Here is a 25,781-nt window from a genome sequence, read left to right on the forward strand (position 1 = left end):
GGTTTTCCCTATAATACGGGTAAATACCTAGGGGTCAACCCTGTCGAGAGGTCCACCATGTTCCTGCTTAGCCGCCTGTTTCTGTTCCTGACGAAATCCGCCGACGAGCGCAAGAAAGAGCGCGACGATGCCTATCTGGCGGAAGCCACCGATCTTTACGATCTCGAGTACCGCATGCGCAAGCTCGACCGCGACGCGGCGACGCCTTCCGCGGCGTGGCTCGGCCAGTACTGAGCAAAGCCAGCGCTGACCAGCCGGCCCGGCCTTATTGCCTGGCCGGCTTTTCAGCGTCCTGCGTGCCGAAGCAACCGCGGTAGGTCGCGTAGAACGAGCAGTAGAGCATCGTCGTCAGCGTGATCGTCGCCGGAAAAAGCACGGCGAATGCATAGTCGTGCGCGTCGAGCGCGTCCATAAGGAAAGAAAGCCCGATCGATACGACGATTGCCGTCGCGAACCATAGCGCGGCGTACACGATGAACGCACCGCGGTTGCGCCAGCAGCTGACGAGGCTGAAGAACATTGCCTTGGCGGGCGGCACACCGTGCCACGCGGCGAGAATGGGCGCGAACCAGAAAAGCATCGCCACCGGCACATAGCAGGCCAGGGCCACGAGCCCGGCGAGCGGCACGGATTTCGTCTTTGCCAGCGTTTCCGGTGACACGCCCGAGACGCCGAGCATCAATTTGAACAAGATCCCCCCATCGGCGAGCGCCGAGCCCGCGAACACGAGCGCGATCGCCGCGACATAGAGGCCGCCGAGCTCGACCAGCCGCCGCGCGGCGAGCCCTCCATACGAACGGAATCCGTCCACCAGTATGGTCGGGAAGACCGGCTTGCCGGCCACAGTGTCGCGACAGGCCGCCATGAACCCGACCGCCACACCCGGAATGAACGCGAGCGGCAGGACGCCGCCTACCATCGGCACGAGCGAGACGATCCACATCGCGAACAGGTAGGTGAAGAAAATCGTCAGGAAGGCCAGCGGGTTGCGGCGAAAGAGCCATATGCCCTGCCGATACCAGACGTAGCCGGTCTTTGCGGGAACTTCGATCAGTTGCATAGCGGGGAAGCGTCGGCGTGCATCACGCGTTCGCGCAGAATGCGCTCGAAATGAGTGGGGTCGTGCGGCTGCAACATTGCGGCCGCGCGCGGCAGGTAGTAATCGTAAAGGCGGGAGACCCAGAAACGGTACGCGCCCGCACGCAGCATGTCGCGCCAATGCCGGTTCTCTTCCGGCGTGAAGGGCCGCACAGTCTGATACGCGCGCAGCAGCGCCGTGAGCCTGGCGCCATCGAAACGTCCCGTCGCAAGATCGACGCACCAGTCGTTGGCCGTCACCGCCACGTCGAAGAGCCACTTGTCGCAGCCCGCGAAATAGAAGTCGAAGAATCCGCCGAGCCGCACCTGGTGATTCGTTCCCGGCGCCGCCGGAGCGAAAAGGACGTTGTCGCGGAAAAGATCGCAATGGCAGGGGCCGCCCGGAAGCGCTGCGTAATCGGCCGATTCGAAGAATGCCTCCTGATGAGCGAGCTCGCCGACAATAAGCTCGCGCTGCGCTCCGTCGACGAACGGCACGATCCGCGGCACCGTTTCTTTCCACCAGGCGAGGCTGCGCAGATTCGGCTGATGCGACTTGAAATCGCGCCCCGCCAGATGCAGGCGCGCGAGCATCTGACCCACTTCCCCGCAATGCTCGGGGCCGGGCGCGAGTTCGGCCTTGCCATCGAGCTTCGTCACGATGGTGGCGGGCTTGCCGTGCAGGATGCCGAAGAGGGCGCCGTCGTCGCGCGGCACAGGATCCGGAACCGGCACGCTGTGCGACGCGAGATGGCGCATCAGATCGAGGTAGAACGGCAGCTGCTCGGCCGTCAGCTTTTCGAAGATCGTGAGGACGAAGGCGCCACGCGTCGTCGTGAGGAAGTAGTTGCTGTTTTCGATGCCCGAGCTGATGCCGCGAAAATCGACGACCTCGCCGAGGTCGTAGTGGCGCATCCATTGCGCGAGGTCGGTTTCATTGACGACAGTGAATACGGCCATGCGGAGAGCTTCGAAATCGGATTGACGAACGGCAAGGGAGTGCGCTTGGCGCGCCTTGCAACGCACCCGCCGGCAAAAGCCGGCGTTCGGCGGCGCGACGATGAACGTTGGTGAGGCTGACACAGCGCCACGGCGGGCCGGCCGCTCATGCGTGACGGCCCGGGTGACGGGTCCCTTCCTAAAATCAGTAATGCAAGTTGATCGACGGCAGGCGCGTAATTGGCTGACCGCTGTCGTGAGGTTTCGGGGAAGTATCGGGCGACGCGCTCATCTGATAGCGCGTCCCGAAGTTCGAGCGAACGTCGATCTCGACGGGCTTGCCTTTGTCGCGGTACTCGGTGATCTCGGTGCCGTTGCCGCTCCTCTCGTAGAAGCTCGGCGTGCGCGGCACGTTGATATCGACTTTCGACGAGACTTCCGCCGCCGGGCGATTGATGGCGTCGAGATCGGGCAGACCCGCGGCTTCGTTGGCGGCGCGCGATGCCGCGTGCGCCTGGGCGTTGTCGGCCGGTTGGGCGGCGGACACACTGCACACGGCAAGCATCGCCGAAACGGCAACGGCGGCGGGGAGATACGGCTTCATAGTGGTTCTCCAAGGGAACCCTTAGATTCTAGCAAATGCGTCCCCCAAAACGGCTTCGCTTGCACACGCACCGGGACACATTTTTTTGAGCGCCGTGGCGCACGTCCCCACGCCTCGATGGCCGAACGGCCAGGGTGACGGGCCGCGCACCGTTTAGCCACATACTTCGTGGTAATGTCGTTGCATTCGACGAGGCGAAATCCAAACATGAAAAACGATCTGACTCACCATGCGCGGGCAGTGCACCCGAGCGACTTTCCGACCGAAGCCTTCACCGACGCGGCCGATGCCGTCGCGCGGCTCTCCGCGATCTATGAGGCCAACACCGCGTTCCTGCGCGACGCGTTCGCGCGCTACCGCCGCAACGAAGCCTTCGCCGAGCATATACGCGCCTGCTACCCATTCGTGCGGGTTCAGACTGAAGTCAATACACGCGTCGATTCGCGCCGCTCCTACGGCTTCGTTGCAGGTCCTGGCGTTTATGAAACGACGGTGACGCGCCCCGATCTCTTTGGCAACTACTACCGCGAGCAGTTGCGGCTTCTTGCGAAGAATCACAGCGTCTCGATCGAAGTCGGCGTATCTCAGCAGCCGATCCCCATTCACTTCGCGTTTGCCGAAGGTATCCATCTCGAAGGCGACCTCGGGCGCGATCGGCTGATGGCGATGCGCGACGTTTTCGATACGCCCGATCTCGCGCAGCTCGACGATCGCATCGTCAACGGCACGTACGAGCCGGCTCCCGGCGAGCCGCATCCGCTCGCGCTCTTTACGGCGCCGCGCGTCGACTTTTCGCTGCATCGGCTCAAGCACTACACGGCGACGTCGCCCACGCATTTTCAGAATTACGTGCTTTACACGAACTATCAGTTCTACATCGACGAATTTACGAAACTCGGGCACGCGCTGATGTCGCCTACCGACGACGAGGAGCTGCGTGCCTACCGATGCCAGTACACGTCGTTCGTCGAGCCTGGCGACGTCGTCACCTACAACGCGAACCTCGGCGAGCAGCCGGACGAAGGCACGGCGCCGGCGCGGCTGCCGCAAATGCCCGCCTATCACCTGAAGCGGGCCGACGGCAGCGGCATCACGATGATCAACATCGGCGTCGGTCCCTCGAACGCGAAGACGATTACCGATCACATCGCCGTATTGCGTCCGCACGCGTGGATCATGCTCGGGCATTGCGCCGGCCTCAGAAACACGCAGCGGCTCGGCGATTACGTGCTGGCACACGGCTACGTGCGCGAGGATCACGTGCTCGATGCCGACCTTCCGCTCTGGGTGCCGATTCCGGCGCTTGCGGAGGTGCAGGTCGCGCTCGAGCGGGCCGTCGCGCAGGTGACACAGCTCGAGGGTGCCGAGCTGAAGCGCGTGATGCGCACGGGGACGGTCGCGAGCGTCGACGATCGGAACTGGGAGCTGCGCGACTATCGAGAGCCGGTGCGGCGGCTTTCGCAAAGCCGCGCGATCGCGCTCGATATGGAAAGCGCGACGATTGCCGCGAACGGCTTCAGGTTCCGTGTGCCGTACGGTACGCTGCTTTGCGTATCGGATAAGCCGTTGCACGGAGAGGTGAAGCTGCCCGGCATGGCGGACCAGTTCTATCGCGCGCAGGTCGACCAGCACCTGCAGATCGGGGTGAAGGCCATGGAGCTCTTGCGGATGAACGGGCTCGACCGTCTACACAGTCGCAAGTTGCGCAGTTTTGCCGAGGTGGCGTTCCAGTAGGGAGACGTTGCTGGCGGTCGCGCTCGCGGCGTATCTACGTGTTGAAACGTCGTGCTCGACCGTATATACTCGTTTATACGAAAGGGGATTGCGCCATGGCAAAATCGGCCACGCTCAGGATTCAGCAGTGGGGGAACAGCTTGGCTGTTCGCATCCCCGCGGCCGTTGCACGGTCTGCTCACTTCGAGGTGGGGCAGGAGGTCGAAGTGACGACCGACGAGGTGGGCGTGACGGTGAAGCCGGTGGGCCCTCGCAAACTCACACTCGCGGAGAAGCTGGCACAGTTCGACCCCGCGAAACACGGGGGCGAAGCAATGGCGACTGGCGCAGTCGGCGCGGAGGTGGTCTGATGACGGGCGGTGCATGGGTGCCGGACCGACGCGACATTATTTGGATCGATTGCAATCCTCAGATTGGCCGCGAGATGCGAGATTTCCACCCGATGCTGGTCCTCTCGCCGAAACCGTTCAACGAAAAAACCGGAATCGTGATCGGTCTCCCGATGACTACAGCGGCGTTCAACGATACGAACCCGTTTGCAATCAAGTTTCGCGGGCCGAAGAACGTTACCAGTTACGTGCTTGGACACCAGCCGAAGTCGTTCGACTGGCGCGCGCGCGGTGCCAAGGCGCATCCGTGGAAGCGTGCGCCCGATGAAGTCTTCACAGCGGCATGCGAGCAGCTGAATCAGATCATCGCGATTAGTGAGTAGGCCGACCTCCTCAATGCTTGAGGCAGTTGTCGGTGTCTTATCCCTTAAAGGATCCATTTATATGATCCGTGCTCAGGATGTGTTCCAATTAGCGATGCCCGTTCACGACTGACAGAACTGGCCGCGGACGTAGTTGCGGGCGCCGAAAAAATTCTGACGAGAAACGGCGCAGCCGACGTCGCACTAGTCGACGTCCGTCAGCTCGACTATTACCACGCGCTCGAGGCGGAGCATGGTCGATTGGTCATGCTCGGCGATGCAGAGAGCGGGTTGACGGACGCGCTGAGAGGACGCGTGCAGTCCGAGGCCGAATTCCATAAGTCGCTGCGGCGTCCGCGCACCGTGAAATGACGCGGGTCGATTCCGCCAAAACGCTTGGCGAGCAATTGCAGGCGCGTGAAGAGAGTGGCGCTGACCGCCGTCCACCCCCCGTTTCGCGCCTCAGAGATAGAACATCCGATCCTCTTCCGCCTTGACTGTCTGCGGCTGCGGCTCCTCACGATCCTCGTAGAACGAGAGCACCGCCTCGAGCACTTGGTCCGGATCGTCGATGACCTTCATCAGGTTCATGTCGCCGGGGCTGATTAGCCCCATCGGCACCATCGAATTCTGGAACCAGTCGAGTAGCCCCTTCCAGAACTCGCCGCCCACGAGAATGATCGGCACGTGGCGCGACTTCTTCGTCTGAATCAGCGTAAGGACTTCGGCGAGCTCGTCGAGCGTGCCGAAGCCGCCCGGCATCACGATGACGGCGTCCGAGTTCTTGACGAACGTGACCTTGCGCGTGAAGAAGTGGCGAAAGCGCAGCGAGATGTCCTGCCACTGATTGCCCGACTGCTCGTGCGGCAACTCGATGTTGAGTCCGACGGATGGGGCCTTGCCCGCATGCGCGCCGCGGTTCGCGGCCGCCATGATGCCGGGGCCGCCGCCCGAGATGACGGCGAAGCCCGCGTCGGACAGCTTGCGCGCGATCTGCATCGTCAGCTTGTAGTACGGCGAGTTCGGCTTCAGGCGCGCCGAGCCGTAGATGCTGACGGCCGGGCGGATCTCCGAGAGGTACTCGGTCGCCTCGATGAACTCTGCCATAATCGTGAACATCTGCCACGATGCGCGGGCCTTCTTGGCCGTTGCGCGTTCTTGATCTGCGAGCGATCGCAGACTCGGAATCACTTTTCTAGTCTTGTTCATAATGCTTTTGGAACGAAACCTAAAAGGTAAGACCCTGGTGTTGGTCGATGGATCAAGCTATCTCTATCGGGCTTACCACGCGATGCCTGACTTGCGCGGTCCTGACGGCGAACCGACGGGTGCGCTCTATGGGATCGTCAACATGTTGCGGCGCATGCGCAAGGATGTCACGGCAGAGTATAGCGCGTGCGTGTTCGACGCCAAGGGCAAGACGTTTCGCGACGAGTGGTACCCCGAGTACAAGGCGCATCGTCCGCCGATGCCCGACGACCTGGCGAAACAGATCGAGCCGATCCATTTCGCGGTGCGCGCGCTCGGCTGGCCGTTGCTGATGGTGGACGGCGTCGAGGCGGACGACGTCATCGGTACGCTGGCCGCCGAGGCCGAGCGCGAGGGAATGAACGTCCTCATCTCGACGGGCGACAAGGACCTCGCTCAGCTCGTGAGCCCGCACGTGACGCTCGTCAACACGATGACGAACGAAACGCTCGATCGCGAGGCCGTGATCGCAAAGTTCGGCGTGCCGCCCGAGCGAATCATCGACTACCTTTCGCTCATCGGCGATACGGTCGACAACGTGCCCGGCGTCGCCAAGTGCGGTCCGAAGACCGCCGTCAAGTGGCTCTCGCAATACGAGACGCTCGAGGGCGTCATCGCGAACGCCGCGGACATCAAGGGCGCCGTCGGCGAGAATCTGCGCCGCGCCCTCGATTTTTTGCCGCTCGGCAAGAAGCTCGTCACGGTCGAGCGCGCATGCGACCTGAAGGACCACGTCGCGTCGATCGAAGAGACATTGACGACGCGCCCGGAATCGCCGCTCGATCTGCGCGAGCTGTTCATGCGCTACGGCTTCCGCACATGGCTGCGCGAAGTGGAAACGCTGATCGAGCAAGTCGAAACGGCGCAGGAGGTCGCGCCCGAAGCGGCCAACGTGCTCGCGGCCGCGCCGGCTCCGACGATCGAGGCGCCGCGCCACTACGAAACCGTGCAGACGAGGGAGCAATTCGACGCCTGGCTAGCCAGAATCGACGCGGCGCCGATCACGTCGTTCGATACCGAGACGACTTCCCTCGATCCGATGGTCGCCGAGATCGTCGGCCTTTCGCTCGCCGTCGAGGCCAACTGCGCCGCGTACATTCCAGTGGCGCATCGCGGCCCGGACCATCCCGAGCAGTTGCCGCGCGATGAAGTGCTCGCGCGACTAAAGCCGTGGCTCGAGAACCCCGAGAAAAAGAAGCTTGGCCAGCACCTCAAATACGACGAGCAGGTGCTGCTCAACCACGGCATCGCATTGAACGGCGTCGAGCACGATACGCTGCTCCAATCGTACGTGCTCGAATCGCACCGTTCGCACGACATGGACAGTCTCGCGATGCGCCACCTCGGGGTCGAGACCATCAAGTACGAGGACGTCTGCGGCAAGGGCGCGGGCCAACTGTGCTTCGACGAGGTTCCCGTCGCGACCGCGGCCGAGTATGCGGCCGAGGACGCGGACGTCACGTACCAACTTCACGAGGCGCTCTATCCGCGCATCGAGTGCGAGCCGGGCCTTTTGCGGGTCTATCGCGATATCGAGATTCCGACGTCGCGCGTCTTGCGCAAGATGGAGCGCAACGGCGTGCTCATCGAGAGCGAGCGATTGCGCCGGCAAAGCAACGAAATCGCCACGCGCCTCATCGAACTCGAAGCCGAGGCTTACAAGCTGGCGGGCGGCGAGTTCAATCTAGGCTCGCCGAAGCAGATCGGACAGATATTCTTCGAGCGCCTGCAGCTGCCGGTCATCAAGAAGACGCCGAGCGGCGCGCCGTCGACGGACGAAGATGTTTTGCAAAAGCTTGCCGAAGACTATCCGCTGCCGAAGCTGCTGCTCGAGCATCGCGGGTTGTCGAAGCTGAAGTCGACTTATACGGACAAGCTTCCGCGCATGGTCAATCCGCGCACGGGGCGCGTTCATACCAACTACGCGCAGGCCGTCGCGGTAACGGGGCGGCTCGCCTCGAACGATCCCAATTTGCAGAACATTCCGGTGCGCACGGCCGAGGGTCGCCGCATCCGTGAAGCGTTCATCGCACCCGAGGGGCGCAAGATCGTCTCGGCCGATTACTCGCAGATCGAGCTGCGCATCATGGCGCACATCTCCGGCGACGAGTCGCTGCTGGCCTCGTTCGCGAAAGGCGAAGACATCCATCGTGCAACGGCGTCGGAAGTGTTCGGCGTGACGCCGCTCGAAGTGACGGACGATCAGCGCCGCATCGCGAAGGTCATCAATTTCGGCCTGATCTACGGGATGAGCTCGTTCGGCCTCGCGTCGAACCTCGGCATCACGCGCGATGCGGCGAAGCTCTATATCGACCGTTATTTCACCCGTTACCCCGGTGTTGCGCGGTACATGGACGACACGCGCATGAGCGCGAAGGAGAAGGGTTTCGTCGAAACCGTGTTCGGCCGCCGCCTCTGGCTGCCGGAGATCAACGGCGGGAGCGGTCCGCGCCGGCAGGCGGCCGAGCGTGCCGCGATCAACGCGCCGATGCAGGGCACGGCCGCCGATCTCATCAAGATGTCGATGATTGCCGTGCAGGACTGGCTCGAGCGCGAGAACGCGGCGAGCCTCATGATCATGCAGGTTCACGACGAGCTCGTGCTGGAAGTACCGGAAGACGAATTGCCGACCGTTCGCGAGAAGCTGCCTCAGCTCATGTGCGGCGTCGCGGAGCTCAAGGTGCCGCTCGTCGCCGAAGTCGGTGTGGGAGCGAATTGGGAAGAGGCGCACTGAAAACTGGCGGTAGCTGCCCCCCGCGCTCAGCGGTGCGCATCACATCGTGATGCCGGCAACAAGAATCAGCAACGGCAACTACGGAGAATCAGGCATGCATCGTTTCATCGTGGTAGGGGGTGGGGCAGGGGGGCTGGAACTCGCAACGCGGCTTGGCGATCGGTATGGCGGGCGCAAGCGAAAATCCGCTCAGCGCGCGCTCGTTACGCTGGTCGATCGCTATCCGACGCATATCTGGAAACCGTTGCTGCATGAAGTCGCGGCCGGCAGCATGGATCCGTTCACGCAGGAGCTCGAATACCCTGCGCAGGCGCGCTGGCACGGGTTCGAGTTTCAGCAGGGCGAGCTCATCGGCATCGACCGCGCAGCGAAGCGGATCATGCTCGCGCGCGTGATCGACGACGACGGCGCCGAAATCTTGCCGGCACGCGAGCTCGAGTACGACACGCTCGTCATTGCCATCGGCAGCACCACCGCGTTCTTCGGCGTGCCCGGCGCCGAGGAATATTCGATTGCGCTCGATACCGTCGAAGAGGCGGAGCGCTTTCGCAAGAAGCTCATCGCCGCTTGCATGCGCGCCGAGCATCAGGTGCATGTGACCGTCCAGGATGGGCCTGACACGTCGCCTGAAAGCGAGCCGCGCATCCAGATCGCAATCGTCGGCGGCGGTGCGACGGGCGTCGAGCTTTCGGCGGAGTTGCGCAATACCGCACAGGTGCTTTCCGCGTACGGGCTGCACAAGCTCGATCCGAGCCACGATATCGGCCTCGTCGTCATCGAGGCAGGGCCGCGAATTTTGCCCGCGTTGCAGGAGCGTGTCTCGAGCGCAACGGCGGAACTACTGAGAAATCTAGGCGTCAAGCTGATGACAGGCGAGAGGGTCGCTCAGATCGCGCCCGGCTTCGTGCGCACGGCTAGCGGCAAGACCGTGCGTGCCGATCTGACCGTCTGGGCGGCCGGCATCAAGGCGCCGTCCGTGCTTTCGCGGCTCGACGGGCTGCCCGTGACGAAGCTCGGTCAGCTCGTCGTGCGGCGCACGCTGCAAACGGAAGCCGATGACGATATCTTTGCACTTGGCGATTGTGCCGCGTGCCCATGGCCCAGCCACGACGGCAACGACCGCAAGGTGCCGCCGCGCGCGCAGGCCGCGCACCAGCAGGCGAGCTTTCTGCTGCGTGCGTTCGCCAACCGGCTCGACGGCCGGCCGTTGCCCGAGTTCACTTACCGCGATTTCGGCTCGCTCGTCTCGCTCGGTCACTTCAGCGCAGTCGGCAATCTGATGGGCGGGGTGATCGGCGGCAGCATGCTCGTCGAAGGTCTTTTTGCGCGTTTCATGTACATGTCGCTGTACAGGCTGCATATTGCCGCGTTGCACGGTTATCCGCGCATGATGCTCGATACCGTCGCGCACTGGCTGCGGCGCACGACGTTGCCGCGCGTCAAGCTGCATTGAGTTGATGCGCCGGTACGCCGGTCGGTCCGCGGCGGGTGGCCCAAAAAAAACCAGGAGCGAAAATGTTGTCACCGGATATCGATACCCTCGTGCCGCATGTGCCTTTCGATCGCCGCACGTTCCTCAAGGCGACGATCGGCAGCGGATTTGCGGCGGCCGTGCTGCCCGTCTCGGCGCAGACCATCCATACCGACACTGCCGGCCTCGAGGCCGGCGCAGTTGGGTTCCAATCGCAGGGCACGCTGGTGCCTGCCTATCGTGCGCAGCCTCAGGGCAAGACCCACCTTCCCGTCGTGATCGTGATCCACGAGATTTTTGGCGTGCACGAGCATATCGCCGATGTCTGCCGGCGCTTCGCGAAGCTCGGGTACCTCGCGGTCGCGCCGAATCTGTATTCGCGTCAAGGCGACCCGAACGCTTACAAATCGATTCAGCAGTTGAGCAACGAGCTCGTGAGCAAGGTGCCCGACGCCTCCGTCATGGCCGACCTCGACGCCGCCGTTCAATGGGCGGGCGAGCACGGCGGCGATCTGAAGCGGGTCGGGGTGGTCGGGTTCTGCTGGGGCGGCAGGCAGGCGTGGCTCTTTGCCGAGCACAACCCGAAGTTGAAGGCGGTCGTATCGTTTTACGGGTTTCTGGAAGGCAAGCCGACCGACACGAAGCCGTTCAACCCGATCGACCGAGTCGCCGAACTGCACGCGCCCGTGCTCGGGCTTTACGGGCTTCAGGACCAGGGCAATCCGCAGGATGTGATCGAGCGGATGAAGGCTGCGATCGCAAAAGGCCCGGAAGTCGCCCGCGGTTCGCAGTTCGTCGTTTATCCCGATGCCGGCCACGCGTTCTTCGCCGATTATCGGCCGAGCTACCGCAAGGAGGATGCGGAAGACGCGTGGCGCCGCACCATCGCCTGGCTGCGCGAGCACGGCGTGGCTTAGTACCGGGACGGCTGGCGAGTCGGCCGCGGGCGGCAACGAAGTCCGCTCGCGGCTCGTGCATACAGGCCCAGGACTAGGGCTTAGCTCCCACCGTAATCGGACGCGCCGGCTCCGCGCACCATTCGCTCCACGAGCCGGGGTAGAGGGCGGAGCCGTGCAAGCCTGCCACTTCCATCGCCAGTGCGTTGTGGCAGGCCGTGACGCCCGAGCCGCACTGCAGGACGACATGTTCGGGCTGCGTCGCCCCGATCGCGGCCTTGAACTCGTCGCGCAGCGTATGCGCGGGCTTGAATCGCCCGTCGCCCGTCAGATTGTCCTTGAAGAAGCGATTCACGGCGCCGGGGATGTGGCCGGCGACGGGGTCGATCGTCTCGTTCTCGCCGCGGTAGCGATCCGGCGAGCGCGCATCGACGACGAGCCGCTCGTGCGTCGACAGGTTTTGCTCGAGCGCATGCGCATCGATCGTGACCGCGAGCGGCGCTCCCGCCTTGAAGTCACCCTTCACGCGGGCCGGCGTCGCCGTATCCAGCTTGTATCCGGCGCGTTGCCAGGCCTGGAGGCCGCCGTCGAGAACGGCGACCGAATCGTGTCCGAGCCAGCGCAAGAGCCACCAGAGCCGTGCGGCGTAAGCGCCGCCCTGCGCGTCATAAGCGACGACCTGCTGGTTCCGCATCAAGCCGCGCGCGGCGAGCGTATCGACGAGCGCGGTGCGCTCGGGCAGCGGGTGCCGCCCGTTCTTCCCGGTCTTTTGCCCCGACAGGTCGTGCTCGAGATGCAGGTAGTGCGCGCCGGGGATATGGCCGGCCGCATAGGCCGCAACGCCTGCGGCCGGATCGGCGAGATCGAAGCTGCAATCGAAGACGAGCACGGACTGCGGCGCGTGCTCGAGACGCTCGGCGAGATTGGTGGCCAGGATCAGCGTCGTGTAATGGGTGTGCGGCATGATGGTCCTCGTGGGGAGCGAAGGCTGAGTGATGCTCAAAGTTTAGGGCCTGTTCACGACGATTTCAGCCGATGTCGGCGCGTGTCGCCGTGGCCGCCGTTCACTGCCGCATGCTCGCACGAAAAAGCGGGCAAGAAGGAAAACCTTCTTGCCCGCCTTGCTGCGGCGGAAGCCGCTCGCCCGCTGCTCGTCAGATCGTACCGAGCTCGCGGCGCAGGAATTCGTGGAAGTGCTGCATACCGTCCTCCATCGGGCTCTGATACGGCCCCACCTGCGACTCGCCGCGCCGCATGAGCGCGAGCCGGCCGGCGTCCATGCGCTCGGCGATCTCGTCGTCCTCGCGGGCCGTTTCCATATAGGCGGCGCGCTCCGCTTCGACGAACTCGCGCTCGAAAAGGGCGATTTCCTCGGGGTAATAAAACTCGACGATGTTCGTCGTCTTGCTCGGGCCGCGCGGGATCAGCCACGACAGCACCAGCACGTGCGGATACCACTCGATCATGAGCCCGGGGTAGTAGACCATCCAGATGGCGCCGTACTCGGGCGGCTGGCCGTCCCGCATGCGCAGGACTTCATCGTGCCATTTGCGGTAGACGGGGCTGCCCGCCTTGGCGAGACCCGCATGAACGCCGACGGTCTGCACGCTGTACCAGTTGCCGAATTCCCAGGTGAGATCGTCGCAATTGACGAAGCTGCCGAGGCCCGGGTGGAAAGGTACGACGTGATAGTCCTCGAGGTAGACCTCGATGAAAGTCTTCCAGTTGTAGTTGCACTCGTGCACCTCGACGTGATCGAACATGTAGTCCGTGAAATCGAAGTGATTACGCGTGCCGAGCTTCGCGAGATCCTTGGCCACGTCGCGTCCCCCGGCCTCGAAAAGGAGGCCGTGCCAGTTCTGCAGCTTCGTGGCGCCGAGATTCAGGCAAGGGTTGTCGGCGAAGTGCGGGGCGCCGAGCAACTCGCCGTCGAGGTTGTAGGTCCAGCGATGCAGCGGACAGACGATGTTCTGCGTCTGGCCGCGCCCGCCCAGCATGATGGCCTGACGATGGCGGCACACGTTCGAGAGCAGCTCGATCTCCGAGCGCTCGTTGCGAACGAGGACGCGGCCCTCGTTTTCGGAGGGCAGCGCAAAATAGCTCCCCACCTCGGGCACCATCAATTCGTGCCCGACGTAACGGGGACCCTTCTTGAAAAGTACTTCCAGTTCGCGCTCGAGAAGCGCTTCGTCAAAGTAAGCCGTGACTGGCAGCTGACTCGAGATTGCCTTCAGCTGCAATGCATTGCTCAGATTGGACATTCCCACTCCCGTGAAGACGTGAAAGCAGTGAACAACCCAACCATCGAAGATTCGATTTGGGGAGCCCGCGATTATACCCTTTCCCCTTTCCGTGGGGCACCTAAGTCCATGATTTGTCCGTCGATTCGACGGCAACAGGGCGTCCGGGCCCGCCGCCCGGGCGGATCCATCGGCCAAACGGCGGCCCTTTTGTCTGTTGTTTTGGCGCGCGCGCAACAGTCGGATATCAGTATTGACTGGAAGCAGCTCATATTGAGTTCCCCTTCGTTACCATGTCCCTCTTGCGGCGACGCCGGGCAGGATAGTTGCGCAAACGTTGTGTTGATGCGAACGGCAAAAGGTGCCGGATGGGGCCGACTACCGGCTTTTGCCGTAGAATGTCCGACTTGTTTTTGAATTCACCCTATTTCGATGGCGAAAACCGCACCCGAGGACGCCGCCTCACCCGCACAAAGCGGGCCCGACAGCGAGGGGCCGCTACCCGAGAACTATGAAGCGGCGCTCGCGGAACTGGAGCAGCTCGTCGCTCGAATGGAGGGCGGCGCGCTGAGCCTCGAGGAGTCCCTCGCCGCATATCGGCGCGGCGCGGCGCTCGTGGCCTACTGTCAGCAACAACTGGAAAAGGTGGAGCAGCAAGTGCGCGTACTCGACGGCGAGACGTTGAAGCCTCTGCCCGCCGGCACCCCTGCCGCGGAAGGCGGAGACGACTTATGACCTTTGAAGAATGGATGCGCGCGGTGCTCGCGCGCGTCGAGGCGGCGCTCGAGCGATATCTGCCGGGCCCGCGGATCGAGCCTGCCCGGCTGCACGAAGCGATGCGCTACGCGGCGCTCGGCGGCGGCAAGCGGGTGCGGCCGCTGCTCGTGCATGCGGCCGGCGAACTGACGGGCGCGCGCGCGGCGGCCCTCGAAGCAGCCTCGGCTGCCATCGAGATGATCCACGTCTACTCGCTCGTGCACGACGATATGCCGTGTATGGACGATGACGAGCTGCGGCGCGGCAAGCCGACGGTGCACGTCCAGTACGACGAAGCCACGGCGCTGCTCGTCGGCGACGCATTGCAATCGCAGGCGTTCATCGCGCTGACCGACGCAGCGGCGCTCGACGTACCGGCTCAGGCCGCGCTGGTGCGCGAGCTTGCGCTGGCGAGCGGGTCGCTCGGCATGGCGGGCGGCCAGGCGATCGATCTCGCGAGCGTCGGCTTGATGCTGACGCGTAGCGAGCTCGAGACGATGCATCGGATGAAAACCGGGGCGCTATTGCGCGCGGCCGTACGGATGGGCGCGCTCGCGGGCGAGGCGCCCGATGCGAACGCGATGAGTGCGCTCGACCGCTACGCCGCGGCGATCGGGCTGGCCTTCCAGGTCGTCGACGACATTCTCGACGTGACGACGGATTCCGCAACGCTCGGCAAGACGGCGGGCAAGGACGCGAAGGACGGCAAGCCGACCTACGTGTCCATCCTCGGTCTGGAGGCGTCGCGTGCGCTTGCGGCTCAATTGCATCGCGAGGCGCACGAGGCACTAGGCTCATTCGGCGGGCGTGCGCAACGTCTCGCCGAGTTGGCGGACCTGGTGGTGAACCGGGTCAGTTGAACGCTAAGCCCGCCGCCGCGCAAATGCCACGGGGAGCGCGAGAAAAAAGCGGGCGCGTAAGTTTTCCTACAATGGAACGACGATGTACGACTTGCTCAAAACTATCGACGACCCGGCGGACCTTCGCCGTCTCGACCGTCGTCAACTGAAGCCGCTTGCCGACGAGCTGCGCGCGTTCGTGCTCGACAGCGTGTCGCAGACGGGCGGGCACTTGTCGTCCAATCTCGGCACGGTGGAGCTGACGATCGCTCTGCATTACGTGTTCGACACGCCGCACGACCGCATTGTCTGGGACGTCGGCCATCAAACGTACCCGCATAAGATTCTCACCGGGCGCCGCGACGAAATGCACACGCTTCGTCAGCGCCATGGCATTTCGGGTTTCCCGCGCCGCTCGGAATCGGAATACGACACGTTCGGCACGGCCCATTCGAGCACGTCGATCTCGGCCGCGCTCGGCATGGCGATCGCGAACAAGCTCGCGGGCGACAACCGTTTCTCGATCGCCGTCATAGGCGACGGCGCAATGACGGCCGGCATGGCGTTCGAAGCGATGAACAACGCCGGCGTGTGCGACGACGTGCCCTTGCTCGTGATCCTCAACGACAACGACATGTCGATTTCGCCGCCCGTCGGCGCACTGAACCGTCACCTCGCGCGGCTGATGTCGGGCCGTTTCTATGCCGCGGCTCGCGCGGGCGTGGAGCGCGTACTGCGCGTTGCGCCGCCGATGCTCGAGCTTGCGCGCAAGCTGGAAGAACACGCGAAAGGGATGGTCGTGCCGGCTACGCTCTTCGAGGAGTTCGGCTTCAACTATATCGGCCCGATCGATGGACACGATCTCGATTCCCTGATCCCGACACTGCAGAACATCCGTGAGTTGCGCGGGCCGCAATTCCTTCACGTCGTCACGAAGAAGGGGCAAGGGTACAAGCTCGCGGAAGCCGATCCGGTGCTCTACCACGGCCCAGGCAAGTTCAATCCGGCAGAAGGGATCAAGCCGCCTGCGGTACCGCCCAAGAAGACTTATACGCAGGTTTTCGGCGAGTGGCTTTGCGATGCGGCTGAGCTCGATTCGCGTGTAGTCGGCATCACGCCCGCGATGCGCGAGGGGTCCGGTCTAGTCGAATTCGAGAAGCGTTTTCCGGACCGCTACTATGACGTCGGCATTGCCGAGCAGCATGCGGTGACGTTCGCGGGCGGCCTGGCCGTCGAAGGCATGAAGCCCGTCGTCGCCATTTATTCGACGTTTCTGCAGCGCGCCTACGATCAGCTCATTCACGACGTGGCACTTCAGAATCTGCCCGTCGTCTTCGCGATCGACCGCGCCGGGCTCGTCGGCGCCGACGGTGCGACGCACGCGGGCGCCTACGATCTGGCCTTCCTGCGCTGCATTCCGAACATGACGGTCATGGCGCCGTCCGACGAGAACGAATGCCGCCAGATGCTCTACACGGCGCTGCAGCAGTCGAATCCGACGGCGGTGCGGTATCCGCGCGGCGCCGGCATCGGCGTCGCGACGGCCAAGCAGATGTCGGCGATTCCGGTCGGTCGTGGCGAGGTTCGTCGACAATCGACGGCCGCCAAGGGCAACCGCATCGCCATCCTCGCGTTCGGCACGATGGTCGCGCCGTCGCTCGCGGCGGCCGAGGCGCTCAATGCGACAGTGGCCAACATGCGCTTCGTGAAGCCGATCGATGCCGCGTTGCTGCTCGAGCTTGCGCAAACCCACGATGCGCTCGTGACGGTCGAGGAAGGCTGCATCATGGGTGGCGCTGGATCCGCTTGCGTGGAAACCCTGCTCGCCAATGGGGTTGTTCGGCCCGTACTACAATTGGGCCTCCCCGACAGCTTCATCGATCACGGCGATCCGGCCAAGTTGTTGGCGGAGTGCGGTCTCGACGGCGCGGGCATCGAAAAATCGATCCGCGCGCGTTTCGTCGAGCCTGCCGCGAAGCTTGCGCAACGCGTCGCGTAACGATGTGGCCGCCGCTTCACGGCGGCTGCGTTCTTTCCGTAGCGTACTCATGCATGGGCCCCTCGGCCCATGTTTCGTTATATGCAGTGATCTGCACGGCCGGCGCCGGATAGGTGTGCGGTGTTTCTCGCCGCTGCGCCTTCAAGGACCAAAAGAACCATGAATCTCATGAATCCAGCCTTCGCGATGCCCGACGTGCAAAGCTCGCCTGATACGCGGCAAATCTCCATTCAGCGTGTCGGCGTAAAAGGCGTACGTCACCCGCTCTCGGTGCGCACGGCAAACGGCGACGCGCAGGCGACGGTCGGCACCTGGAACCTCGACGTCCATCTGCCCGCCGATCAGAAGGGCACGCACATGTCGCGCTTTGTCGCTCTGCTGGAGGAAAGCAAGGCACCGCTCGAGTCGGCCACATTCCGCGCGATGCTGGCCGCGATGCTCGCGAAGCTCGAAGCGCCGGCAGGCCGCATCGAGGTGTCGTTTCCGTACTTCGTCAGCAAGACGGCGCCCGTGTCGGGCGTCTCGAGTCTGCTCGATTACGAAGTGACGATGACGGGCGAAATGCGCGACGGGGCGCTGCGCACGTTCGTGCAGGTCCTTGTGCCGGTGACGAGCCTTTGCCCGTGCTCAAAGGAGATCTCGGAATACGGCGCTCACAATCAGCGCTCGCATGTGACGATTCGCGCCGAGCTCACGGGCGACATGTCGGCCGAGGAATTGATCAGGATTGCTGAAGATGAGGCGTCGTGCGAGCTCTGGGGGTTGCTCAAGCGCCCCGACGAGAAGTTCGTGACGGAGCGCGCTTATGAGAATCCGAAGTTCGTCGAGGATCTCGTGCGCGATGTCGCGCAGCGGCTCAACGCGGACGAGCGGATCGTCGCCTACACGCTCGAAGCCGAGAACTTCGAGTCGATCCACAACCACAGCGCTTACGCCGTGATTGAGCACGACAAGCGCCAGCCTGCCGCATAACGGGGTGCGCCGTTAGCGCGCGAGCGAGGCGAGGTCCCAGCGCGGCTTGACGGTGAACGCGTAGTCCCTGCTGGCCTGCTCGGGCCAGCGCTGCAGACGTAAAGCGCCGGCGAGCGCGATCATCGCACCGTTGTCGGTGCAAAGCGACAGGTCCGGGTAGTGCACGTCGAAGCGACGCTTTTGCGCCGCTTGCGAAAGCGCGTCGCGCAGCTGCCGGTTCGCGCCGACGCCGCCCGCCACGACGAGCCGTGTCAGATGCGTCTTCTTCAGCGCGGCGAGCGACTTGGCGACGAGAACGTCGACCGCGGCATCGACGAAACCGCGTGCGAGATCGGCCTTCGCCTGCTCGCAGACGTTCTGGCCGAGCTTCTTCACTTGCGTGAGGACGGCGGTCTTGAGTCCGCTGAAACTGAAATCGAGATCGCCTGAGTGCAGCATCGGCCGCGGCAGCTCCACGGCGCCCGGCGTGCCGTATTCGGCAAGGCGCGAGACTTCGGGGCCGCCCGGATAGCCGAGCCCCAGGAGCTTTGCCGTCTTGTCGAATGCTTCGCCGGCCGCGTCGTCGACGGTTTCGCCGAGCGTTTCGTAGATACCGACCTCGGTCACGCGCATCAGCTGTGTATGTCCTCCCGAAACGAGCAGCGCGACGAACGGAAACGGCGGCGGTGCTTCGACGAGCAGCGGCGACAGCAAGTGACCTTCGAGATGATGGATGCCGATCGTCGGCTTGTCCCAAGCCATGGCGAGCGCATTGGCAACGCTCGCGCCCACGAGCAGCGCGCCCGCCAGGCCGGGGCCCTGCGTGAAGGCGATGGCGTCGACATCGGTGCCGCGCGCGCCCGCGCGTGTGAGGACGTCCTCGAGCAATGGTAGGGCGCGACGGATATGGTCGCGCGAAGCGAGCTCCGGCACGACGCCGCCGTAATCGCGATGCATCGCGATCTGCGAATGAAGGGCGTGCGCGAGGAGACCGCGCTCGCTGTCATACAGTGCGAGACCGGTCTCGTCGCAGGAGCTTTCGATGCCGAGGACGAGCATGGTGGGTGATGCAAAAGGCGGCGGGTGGTGCGATGGGGCCGATGTCCGGCGACGTGGTGCGCCCGTCGAGCCTTTCGAATGGAAACATAGAATTATACCAGCGCAGCGATTGGCGGCTGGCTATCGCCGGGAGTGAGCACGGCTGCTGGCATTGGGTCGAATTGCACCCGTCCGCTAAACATCGAGTGCGTGTGAACGGCGATTGGTGCTGCGATTCTTTCGAGCGGAGAGCCGTCAGCGTCCCTTAATCGCAAAGACGAGCACCAAGACAGCAATCAACGCCGCGAGCCACTTCAGGTTGTTCACCAACCTATCGAGTCTTGCCGCCAGCGGTGCCACCGCATCAGCGCTGCTGGCGATTGAAGGCGTTCCGGGCGATCGTCCTGGGCGCGGTCGTTTTTCTTCATCGTCGGGCCGCAGGTCCAGCGTGGATAGATCGAATGCGAGGTGGACAACATAGCCGGGCGCGATCACCGGAGATTCGGCATCTTGGTCATCCTGCATCGGCCTCAGAAAAATCGATGGTTCGCCGATCCCCGACGCGGCCGTCGTATAAAGCCCATGCAGGAAGACGGCAAGCCTGACAGCTGTTATCCGCCCCTCCTCGATGCCATCGGCGAGCGCCTGCATGCTGCTCTCGGGGATATGGCATTCGACCCACCACTGGTCCACTTCCTCCGTTTCCGCCTCGGAGGCGTTAAATCCGAGCCTGGCCACGCCCAGAGGCTCGTCGGACAACGATATTCCCATATCGTCCTGCCACTCGCGCAGCGCCAGGCGGTCAGCCGTGGCTATCTCACGAGCGGCGAAGGAGATCAAGACCGTGCGCGTGCTCTTCTGAGGCTGGCCGATGATCGATAGCTCGCAGTCGTCGAGGCATGCCGTGCCGCGCACGCACGTCGACACGATCGATCGCTCCGGATTGCCTGATGGCTCTAGCTGCCGGATGAGCTTGATGTCTTGCAAGGTTAGCCAGAGGGATCTGGCCGGGTAGTACATCCAAGCGTTTCCGTCGGGATCGACCAACTGGATGCTATGGTTAGCGCATTCCCTGATTTGAAGGGGAAAAATTCGAGTCTGCTCATCCGAGGACCGTCGATCGCTTTCGGTCAGCCGGGCGGCATCGACAACGGTCGAATGATTCCGCCACTCCGGCACCAACATCTCGAGGACATCGCCCCGCGGCAAAGCCACGGGCGCCTGCGTTCCACGACGTTCGGCGCAGGCCGAGCGCGGCCCTGACAGCACCGTGCCAAGCGTCTCCTTTGCGCGGAGCGCGGGGCTTGACGCGCTGTTGGTGGACTGACTGAGAGAGCCTGTCGCGAGCGGATTCATGTCGCGCGGCGGTGCCGCATCGGCGAACTTCGCAAGCGGCGGCAATAGCCGGCTCAACAGGCTCGCATAAGGAGTCAGCAACGGGAAGAAGAGACTCGCGAGAACTAAATTGAACAGCGTGTAGAAGTCAGCAACGACGCGCCCGTTGTCGGGCTCCATTCTGACCATGACACAGCCGATCGGAGTCAGGACCGCAAGGGCCGCGGCGGCGCCGACAATCACAATGATCAGATTGCCGACGGGCAATCGTCGCGATACGGGATCGTGCGCCGCGGTGGCATCCAACACGGGATTGATTGCCGCACCCAGATTTGCGCCCATCACGAGCGCGAAGGCGGTATTGGGGGGGACGACATTCTTCGCGCAAAGCGTTGCAACGAGAAGCACCATCGCGACGTTGGAATCGGCCGCCCAGGCCAAGCCGGCGGCCAATAGGACGTCGACGGCGGGTACGGTGGACGCGGCGCCCAGCAGCATCCGAAGATTCGGCGCATCGTCGTAATCCGTCATCAGCTCCTGCAAGTGGTCCACCGCCAACAACAGCAGGCCCAGCCCGATCAGCGTGCTGCCCAAATCGTGCGCGCGCGTGTTCGATGCTTTGCGAAACATCATCACGCCGATCAGTATCAGCGCGGGCGAGATGGCGGGGATATTGAACGACAACGCTTGCACCGCCAATGTCGCACCGACGTTCGCGCCTAATACGACGGCGAGCGCGGCGGGCAATTCCACGATCCCTTGCCTCGTGAATTCCGCCGTCATGCTCGAAGCGATCGTACTGCTCGGCAAGACCGCTGTTACGCCGAGTCCGCCGAAAAATGCCGCAAGCCGCCCGCGGAGCGTCAGGCTCAGCAGCGAGCGAAGACTTGCTCCGAATGCGCGCTGGACGCCAGTGTGGGCCATTTGGGTGGCCAACATCAGCAACGCAATGGAGCCGGCGAGATCGATCAGCGTAAATGTGAACGTCATATGGCTTCTGGTCCTGATGCTGCAGGGCTGTGAGGCGGATTGCGATCGATCCGGCTCAGTGCAGACAGTTGGCTCAGTGTAGGCGGTCTCCTGGGGTGAGTTGGCGGGGCAACTAACGGTTCTCGAGCGGTAATCCGACAATTGACAGCCGCTCGAATGGATCGAACACGCTACACTGCGCGCCATGGAAGATTTCGATATCGCGGTGATCGGCGCCGGTGCGGCGGGGATGATGTGTGCGGCGGTGGCGGGACAGCGCGGTCGGCGCGTCGTGCTCATCGACCATGCGGCGCGCCTTGCGGAGAAGATCCGAATTTCCGGCGGCGGCCGCTGCAACTTCACGAATCTGCAGGCGAGCCCCGCCAATTTTCTCTCGGCCAACCCGCACTTTTGCCGCTCTGCGCTTGCGCGGTATACGCCGCGCGATTTCCTATCTCTGTTGAAGGCGCATCGCGTCTCATGGCACGAGAAGCACCGCGGGCAGCTGTTCTGCGACCACTCGAGCGAAGCGATCATCGACCTGCTCAAGGCGGAATGCGACACGGGCAAGGTCGCGTGGCGGCGCCCCGTGGCCGTCGATGCGGTCCGTCATGCGAACGGCAGTGGGTTTGCGCTCGATACGAGCGCGGGCCCGATCGCGGCGCGCGCGCTCGTCGTTGCCACAGGCGGACTGTCGATCCCGAAGATCGGCGCGACGGACTTCGCTTATCGGGTGGCGAAGCAGTTTGGGCATAAGCTCGTCGAGCCGCGTCCGGCCCTCGTGCCGTTGACGTTTTCGTCAGACGTTTGGGCGCCGTTCACGGTCCTGTCGGGCGTCTCCCTGGAAGTCGGCGTGGCGACCGGCGAAAAGAAGACGAAGGTAGCCGGGTCGTTCGTCGAAGACCTGCTTTTCACCCATCGCGGTCTATCCGGACCGGGCGTATTGCAGATTTCCAGCTACTGGCAGCCGGGCGAGCCGATCCGGATCGATTTGCTGCCCGATCGCGAGCCTGTCGCCGAGTTGCTGCGGGCCAAGAGCGCAACGAAGCGCCAGATCGGCAATCTGATCGCCGAGTGGCTGCCGGCACGCCTGGCGCACGCCTGGCTCGAAACGCAGGGACTTTCGCCCGAAGCGCGCGTGGCTGACCTTCCCGACAAGACGCTGCGCCGGCTCGGCGAGGCGTTTTCGGTATGGACGCTCGTGCCGAGCGGCACGGAGGGCTACCGCAAGGCGGAGGTGACGAAGGGCGGTGTCGATACGCGAGAGCTGTCGTCGGCCACGATGATGAGCGAGCGCGTTCCGGGGCTCTATTTCATCGGCGAAGCCGTCGACGTAACGGGCTGGCTCGGCGGCTACAACTTTCAGTGGGCGTGGGCATCGGGGGTCGCGGCGGGCGAGGCTGCGGCGGAATACGCTCGCAAAACTGACGCTTGAAGCTGGCTGGCATTAATGCAGATCGTCTGCTATACTCCCGGACCTTTGCCAAGTTTCCGTTAGGAACATGACGATCATCCGCGTTAAAGAAAACGAGCCCTTTGAAGTCGCCATGCGCCGCTTCAAGCGCACGATCGAGAAGAACGGTCTTCTGACCGAGCTTCGTGCGCGCGAGTTTTACGAAAAGCCTACGGCTGAACGCAAGCGTAAGAAAGCTGCCGCAGTGAAGCGCCATTTCAAGCGCCTGCGCAGCCAGATGTTGCCGAAGAAGTTCTACTGATAGCTCTAACGATTTAGCCGCGCCGTGCGGATCAGTCCGTGCGTCGCGCAAAAACCCGCTTGAGGTCGGATCCCAAGCGGGTTTTTGCGCTCGGTAAGCGTTTTCCTTCTGTTTCAACGCGTTCTTCGGGTGAATGATGAGTTTGAAGGATCGGATCAACGACGACATGAAGTCCGCCATGCGCGCGCGCGAATCGGAGCGTCTCGCGACGATTCGCCTGCTGCTCGCGGCGATCAAGCAACGTGAGGTCGATGAGCGTACGACGCTCGACGACACGGCCGTCACGGCCGTCATCGACAAGATGATCAAGCAGCGCAAGGACTCGATCAGCCAGTTCGAAGCCGCGGGCCGCACCGATCTCGTCGACAAGGAAACGGCCGAGCTGGCGGTTCTCGCAGGTTATATGCCGGCGCAGCTTTCGGAAGCCGAAATCGCGGCAGAAGTCCAGGCCGCCGTGGCGCAAACGGGTGCCGCCGGTCCGCAGGACATGGGCAAGGTGATGGGCGTCCTGAAGGGCAAGCTCGCGGGGCGTGCCGACATGACGGCCGTATCGGCGCTCGTCAAAGCTGCGCTCGCCAAATAGCGAAATGCGTGCTCGCGGCCGCGCGAACGCGCGGGGCGGGCTGCGCCGGCGACCAGCAACGTGATTCCGCACTCGTTTCTGCAGGACTTGCTGAACCGCGTCGACATCGTCGATGTGGTGGGCAAATACGTCCAGCTCAAGAAGGGCGGCGCGAACTTTGTCGGCCTGTGCCCTTTCCACAACGAGAAAAGCCCGTCGTTTACGGTGAGTCCGACGAAGCAGTTCTATCACTGCTTCGGATGCGGTGCGCACGGCACGGCGATCGGGTTTCTGATGGATCACGCCGGCCTGGCCTTCCCGGAAGCGGTGGGCGAGCTCGCGCAATCGGTGGGGCTGACGGTGCCGCAGGAACCGGCGCCCGGGCGCGCCGGCGCGGCGGGATCAAACGGCGAGGCATGGCAGGCCGGCGCGGGCGTGGCGAACGCCAAGACGGCGGCTGCGCTCTCGGACCTCATGCACATTGCTTGCGACTACTACCGCAAGGCGCTGCGCGGCTCGCCCGAGGCGATCCGCTACTTGAAGAAGCGGGGGCTGACGGGCGAGATCGCGGCGCGTTTCGGGCTTGGGTTCGCCCCCGACGGGTGGCAGAACCTGGAGGCTGCTTTTCCCGACTATCGCAGCGATGCGCTCGTCGAGGCGGGACTCGTCATCGTCAGCGACAAGCTCGATAGCGAAGGCCAGCCGCGCCGCTACGACCGATTTCGCGAACGGATCATGTTTCCGATCCGGAACGTGAAGGGACAGGTGATCGGATTCGGCGGGCGCGTGCTCGAGTCGGGAGAGCCGAAGTATTTGAATTCGCCCGAAACGCCACTATTTAGCAAGGGTAGCGAGCTTTACGGTCTTTTCGAGGCGCGACTTGCGATTCGTGAGGCGCGCTCGGTGTTGGTGGTGGAAGGTTACATGGATGTCGTCGCGCTGGCGCAGCTCGGGTTTCCGAACGCCGTTGCGACCCTCGGTACGGCTTGCACGCCGATCCACGTGCAGAAGCTGTTGCGGCAGACCGATACGGTCATCTTCAGCTTCGATGGCGACGCCGCGGGGCGGCGCGCCGCGCGGCGCGCGCTCGATGCGTGCTTGCCGCATGCGGCGGACAATCGGACGATCAAGTTTCTGTTTCTGCCGCCCGAGCACGATCCGGACAGCTTCATCCGCGAGTTCGGCAAGGAGGCGTTCGCCGAGCAGATCGAGCGAGCGACGCCGCTCTCGCAGTTTATGTTGAGCGAGGTGATTGCCGGCAAGGAACTCGATACGCCCGAAGGCCGGGCCCGAGCGCTCTTCGATGCGAAGCCGCTGCTGCAAGCGCTGCCGCCGAATGCGTTGCGCGCCCAGATCATGCACATGTTCGCGGACCGGCTCGACGTGCCGTTCGAGGAAGTGGCGGCCCTCTCGGAGGTCGACGCGCGGATTGTCGTTGCGGCTCGCTCAGCACCGGCGCGCAAGGATCGTCGGCGCGTGACGGGAATCGAGGAGCGCGCGTTGCGCAATCTGGTCATGTACCCGCGCATCGTTGCAACGTTGGACGAGGAGGCCGAGGAGAGTCTCTTCGCGCAGGCGCATGGCGAGTTGTTCGCGGAGGTGGCGACTCACGCGCGCGAATTGGGCAGTGCAGCAGAATTCCGCTTGCTGTCCGACTTGCTGCGTACGGGGGCGAACGCCTCGACCTTCGAAGAAATTTTTCGGGAAATTCTGGTCTATGATGAAAACGTGCGGGATTTGTTGCTACATAGCCCCGAAAACGACGAAGCCGCCGTCGAACAACAGCGCGAGCGAGAGCGCATCGCTGGCGAAGAACTCCAGGCGGCAATCCTGAAGATGCGCTACGACGCTTGCTGTCAACGGCTCGAGCGCTTGTCGCGGCAGTCGAGGCACACCTCGGACGAGATTGCGGAAGTCGCGGAGCTCAACCGGCAGCGGGCCGAGATGAAGCGCCGCCTTGGGCTTTGACGGGCGGGTAAGGGC

At 63.6% G+C, this 25,781-nt stretch carries 23 protein-coding genes; 15 read left to right on the top strand and 8 right to left on the bottom strand.

Annotated features, from left to right (window positions below):
• The first annotated feature begins 57 nt into the window (after window positions 1-57).
• Entirely contained in the window at window positions 58-234 is a 177-nt protein-coding gene (locus tag B0G57_RS22135; RefSeq protein WP_018439757.1) for a DUF3563 family protein, read from the top strand.
• Window positions 235-265: 31 nt separating this feature from the next.
• Here the strand turns inward: B0G57_RS22135 and B0G57_RS22140 are convergent, their stop codons facing one another.
• The 3 genes from B0G57_RS22140 to B0G57_RS22150 all read right to left on the bottom strand — a co-directional run bounded on the left by B0G57_RS22140 (window position 266) and on the right by B0G57_RS22150 (window position 2,620).
• On the bottom strand, window positions 266-1,060 hold the full coding sequence (locus B0G57_RS22140; RefSeq protein WP_018439756.1) for a BPSS1780 family membrane protein: 795 nt from the start codon (window positions 1,058-1,060) through the stop codon (window positions 266-268).
• Window positions 1,051-2,037 carry a homoserine kinase gene (locus B0G57_RS22145; RefSeq protein WP_018439755.1) on the bottom strand — a complete coding sequence of 329 codons (987 nt, stop codon included), beginning with the start codon at window positions 2,035-2,037 and terminating at the stop codon, window positions 1,051-1,053. Before B0G57_RS22145 ends, B0G57_RS22140 begins: the two co-directional genes overlap by 10 nt.
• Before the next feature lie 184 nt (window positions 2,038-2,221).
• Window positions 2,222-2,620, bottom strand: a complete 399-nt coding sequence (locus tag B0G57_RS22150; protein ID WP_018439754.1) for a hypothetical protein — start codon at window positions 2,618-2,620, stop codon at window positions 2,222-2,224.
• A gap of 207 nt (window positions 2,621-2,827) precedes the next feature.
• On the opposite strand from B0G57_RS22150, the gene B0G57_RS22155 reads away from it, so the two are divergent.
• From B0G57_RS22155 to B0G57_RS22165, 3 genes are all read left to right on the top strand, one after another.
• On the top strand, window positions 2,828-4,354 hold the full coding sequence (locus B0G57_RS22155) for an AMP nucleosidase (RefSeq protein WP_018439753.1): 1,527 nt from the start codon (window positions 2,828-2,830) through the stop codon (window positions 4,352-4,354).
• A 95-nt stretch (window positions 4,355-4,449) separates the two neighbouring features.
• Entirely contained in the window at window positions 4,450-4,704 is a 255-nt protein-coding gene (locus B0G57_RS22160; RefSeq protein WP_018439752.1) for an AbrB/MazE/SpoVT family DNA-binding domain-containing protein, read from the top strand.
• Window positions 4,704-5,066 (top strand): type II toxin-antitoxin system PemK/MazF family toxin, encoded by a 363-nt coding sequence (locus tag B0G57_RS22165; RefSeq protein WP_018439751.1) that lies wholly within the window; start codon window positions 4,704-4,706, stop codon window positions 5,064-5,066. The genes B0G57_RS22160 and B0G57_RS22165 overlap by 1 nt, the downstream gene beginning before the upstream one ends.
• Before the next feature lie 441 nt (window positions 5,067-5,507).
• On the opposite strand, the gene B0G57_RS22175 is transcribed toward B0G57_RS22165, so the two are convergent.
• Window positions 5,508-6,254 carry an LOG family protein gene (locus B0G57_RS22175; RefSeq protein WP_018439749.1) on the bottom strand — a complete coding sequence of 249 codons (747 nt, stop codon included), beginning with the start codon at window positions 6,252-6,254 and terminating at the stop codon, window positions 5,508-5,510.
• 1 nt (window position 6,255) lies between these two features.
• Between B0G57_RS22175 and polA the strand changes: the two genes are divergently transcribed.
• The 3 genes from polA to B0G57_RS22190 all read left to right on the top strand — a co-directional run bounded on the left by polA (window position 6,256) and on the right by B0G57_RS22190 (window position 11,415).
• Window positions 6,256-9,027, top strand: a complete 2,772-nt coding sequence (gene polA, locus B0G57_RS22180) for a DNA polymerase I (RefSeq protein WP_026229506.1) — start codon at window positions 6,256-6,258, stop codon at window positions 9,025-9,027.
• 94 nt (window positions 9,028-9,121) lie between these two features.
• Window positions 9,122-10,480: an NAD(P)/FAD-dependent oxidoreductase gene (locus B0G57_RS22185; RefSeq protein ID WP_020566085.1), complete on the top strand. Its 1,359-nt coding sequence runs from the start codon at window positions 9,122-9,124 to the stop codon at window positions 10,478-10,480.
• A 62-nt stretch (window positions 10,481-10,542) separates the two neighbouring features.
• Window positions 10,543-11,415: a dienelactone hydrolase family protein gene (locus B0G57_RS22190; RefSeq protein ID WP_018439746.1), complete on the top strand. Its 873-nt coding sequence runs from the start codon at window positions 10,543-10,545 to the stop codon at window positions 11,413-11,415.
• 73 nt (window positions 11,416-11,488) lie between these two features.
• Here B0G57_RS22190 and B0G57_RS22195 read toward each other — a convergent pair whose 3' ends face one another.
• Window positions 11,489-12,358: a sulfurtransferase gene (locus B0G57_RS22195; protein ID WP_018439745.1), complete on the bottom strand. Its 870-nt coding sequence runs from the start codon at window positions 12,356-12,358 to the stop codon at window positions 11,489-11,491.
• 190 nt (window positions 12,359-12,548) lie between these two features.
• Complete coding sequence (locus tag B0G57_RS22200; RefSeq protein WP_018439744.1) at window positions 12,549-13,655, bottom strand: aromatic ring-hydroxylating oxygenase subunit alpha; 1,107 nt, start codon at window positions 13,653-13,655, stop codon at window positions 12,549-12,551.
• A 411-nt stretch (window positions 13,656-14,066) separates the two neighbouring features.
• Between B0G57_RS22200 and B0G57_RS22205 the strand changes: the two genes are divergently transcribed.
• The 4 genes from B0G57_RS22205 (at window position 14,067) to folE2 (ending at window position 18,200) form a co-directional block, all read left to right on the top strand.
• Window positions 14,067-14,369, top strand: coding sequence for an exodeoxyribonuclease VII small subunit (locus B0G57_RS22205; protein WP_018439743.1), 303 nt, complete (start codon window positions 14,067-14,069; stop codon window positions 14,367-14,369).
• On the top strand, window positions 14,366-15,250 hold the full coding sequence (locus B0G57_RS22210) for a polyprenyl synthetase family protein (RefSeq protein WP_018439742.1): 885 nt from the start codon (window positions 14,366-14,368) through the stop codon (window positions 15,248-15,250). Before B0G57_RS22205 ends, B0G57_RS22210 begins: the two co-directional genes overlap by 4 nt.
• Window positions 15,251-15,332: 82 nt before the next feature.
• On the top strand, window positions 15,333-17,228 hold the full coding sequence (dxs, locus tag B0G57_RS22215; protein ID WP_018439741.1) for a 1-deoxy-D-xylulose-5-phosphate synthase: 1,896 nt from the start codon (window positions 15,333-15,335) through the stop codon (window positions 17,226-17,228).
• Between the two features lie 159 nt (window positions 17,229-17,387).
• Entirely contained in the window at window positions 17,388-18,200 is an 813-nt protein-coding gene (gene folE2, locus B0G57_RS22220) for a GTP cyclohydrolase FolE2 (protein WP_018439740.1), read from the top strand.
• Window positions 18,201-18,212: 12 nt separating this feature from the next.
• Here the strand turns inward: folE2 and tsaD are convergent, their stop codons facing one another.
• Complete coding sequence (gene tsaD, locus B0G57_RS22225) at window positions 18,213-19,238, bottom strand: tRNA (adenosine(37)-N6)-threonylcarbamoyltransferase complex transferase subunit TsaD (RefSeq protein ID WP_018439739.1); 1,026 nt, start codon at window positions 19,236-19,238, stop codon at window positions 18,213-18,215.
• 234 nt (window positions 19,239-19,472) lie between these two features.
• Window positions 19,473-21,542: a Na/Pi cotransporter family protein gene (locus B0G57_RS22230; protein ID WP_026229505.1), complete on the bottom strand. Its 2,070-nt coding sequence runs from the start codon at window positions 21,540-21,542 to the stop codon at window positions 19,473-19,475.
• A gap of 184 nt (window positions 21,543-21,726) precedes the next feature.
• On the opposite strand from B0G57_RS22230, the gene B0G57_RS22235 reads away from it, so the two are divergent.
• The 4 genes from B0G57_RS22235 to dnaG all read left to right on the top strand — a co-directional run bounded on the left by B0G57_RS22235 (window position 21,727) and on the right by dnaG (window position 25,766).
• Entirely contained in the window at window positions 21,727-22,956 is a 1,230-nt protein-coding gene (locus B0G57_RS22235; protein ID WP_018439738.1) for a BaiN/RdsA family NAD(P)/FAD-dependent oxidoreductase, read from the top strand.
• Window positions 22,957-23,023: 67 nt separating this feature from the next.
• Complete coding sequence (rpsU, locus tag B0G57_RS22240) at window positions 23,024-23,236, top strand: 30S ribosomal protein S21 (RefSeq protein ID WP_018439737.1); 213 nt, start codon at window positions 23,024-23,026, stop codon at window positions 23,234-23,236.
• A 136-nt stretch (window positions 23,237-23,372) separates the two neighbouring features.
• Window positions 23,373-23,819: a GatB/YqeY domain-containing protein gene (locus B0G57_RS22245; RefSeq protein WP_026229504.1), complete on the top strand. Its 447-nt coding sequence runs from the start codon at window positions 23,373-23,375 to the stop codon at window positions 23,817-23,819.
• 60 nt (window positions 23,820-23,879) lie between these two features.
• The gene (dnaG, locus tag B0G57_RS22250) at window positions 23,880-25,766 is read left to right on the top strand and encodes a DNA primase (protein WP_018439735.1); all 1,887 of its coding nucleotides are present in this window, start codon (window positions 23,880-23,882) and stop codon (window positions 25,764-25,766) included.
• Window positions 25,767-25,781: the final 15 nt, after the last annotated feature.

This window comes from Trinickia symbiotica (assembly GCF_002934455.1).
Lineage (GTDB): Bacteria > Pseudomonadota > Gammaproteobacteria > Burkholderiales > Burkholderiaceae > Trinickia > Trinickia symbiotica.

Coding starts and splice junctions, on each gene's coding strand:
- B0G57_RS22190 (WP_018439746.1), top strand. CDS start 10,543: ATGTTGTCACCGGATATCGATACCCTCGTGCCGCATGTGCCTTTCGAT.
- folE2 (WP_018439740.1), top strand. CDS start 17,388: ATGAATCTCATGAATCCAGCCTTCGCGATGCCCGACGTGCAAAGCTCG.
- B0G57_RS22235 (WP_018439738.1), top strand. CDS start 21,727: ATGGAAGATTTCGATATCGCGGTGATCGGCGCCGGTGCGGCGGGGATG.
- B0G57_RS22165 (WP_018439751.1), top strand. CDS start 4,704: ATGACGGGCGGTGCATGGGTGCCGGACCGACGCGACATTATTTGGATC.
- B0G57_RS22185 (WP_020566085.1), top strand. CDS start 9,122: ATGCATCGTTTCATCGTGGTAGGGGGTGGGGCAGGGGGGCTGGAACTC.
- B0G57_RS22145 (WP_018439755.1), bottom strand. CDS start 2,037: ATGGCCGTATTCACTGTCGTCAATGAAACCGACCTCGCGCAATGGATG.
- B0G57_RS22230 (WP_026229505.1), bottom strand. CDS start 21,542: ATGACGTTCACATTTACGCTGATCGATCTCGCCGGCTCCATTGCGTTG.
- dxs (WP_018439741.1), top strand. CDS start 15,333: ATGTACGACTTGCTCAAAACTATCGACGACCCGGCGGACCTTCGCCGT.
- B0G57_RS22160 (WP_018439752.1), top strand. CDS start 4,450: ATGGCAAAATCGGCCACGCTCAGGATTCAGCAGTGGGGGAACAGCTTG.
- B0G57_RS22245 (WP_026229504.1), top strand. CDS start 23,373: ATGAGTTTGAAGGATCGGATCAACGACGACATGAAGTCCGCCATGCGC.
- B0G57_RS22175 (WP_018439749.1), bottom strand. CDS start 6,254: ATGAACAAGACTAGAAAAGTGATTCCGAGTCTGCGATCGCTCGCAGAT.
- B0G57_RS22155 (WP_018439753.1), top strand. CDS start 2,828: ATGAAAAACGATCTGACTCACCATGCGCGGGCAGTGCACCCGAGCGAC.
- B0G57_RS22210 (WP_018439742.1), top strand. CDS start 14,366: ATGACCTTTGAAGAATGGATGCGCGCGGTGCTCGCGCGCGTCGAGGCG.
- B0G57_RS22205 (WP_018439743.1), top strand. CDS start 14,067: ATGGCGAAAACCGCACCCGAGGACGCCGCCTCACCCGCACAAAGCGGG.
- B0G57_RS22195 (WP_018439745.1), bottom strand. CDS start 12,358: ATGCCGCACACCCATTACACGACGCTGATCCTGGCCACCAATCTCGCC.
- B0G57_RS22150 (WP_018439754.1), bottom strand. CDS start 2,620: ATGAAGCCGTATCTCCCCGCCGCCGTTGCCGTTTCGGCGATGCTTGCC.
- B0G57_RS22140 (WP_018439756.1), bottom strand. CDS start 1,060: ATGCAACTGATCGAAGTTCCCGCAAAGACCGGCTACGTCTGGTATCGG.
- B0G57_RS22135 (WP_018439757.1), top strand. CDS start 58: ATGTTCCTGCTTAGCCGCCTGTTTCTGTTCCTGACGAAATCCGCCGAC.
- rpsU (WP_018439737.1), top strand. CDS start 23,024: ATGACGATCATCCGCGTTAAAGAAAACGAGCCCTTTGAAGTCGCCATG.
- tsaD (WP_018439739.1), bottom strand. CDS start 19,238: ATGCTCGTCCTCGGCATCGAAAGCTCCTGCGACGAGACCGGTCTCGCA.
- B0G57_RS22200 (WP_018439744.1), bottom strand. CDS start 13,655: ATGTCCAATCTGAGCAATGCATTGCAGCTGAAGGCAATCTCGAGTCAG.
- polA (WP_026229506.1), top strand. CDS start 6,256: ATGCTTTTGGAACGAAACCTAAAAGGTAAGACCCTGGTGTTGGTCGAT.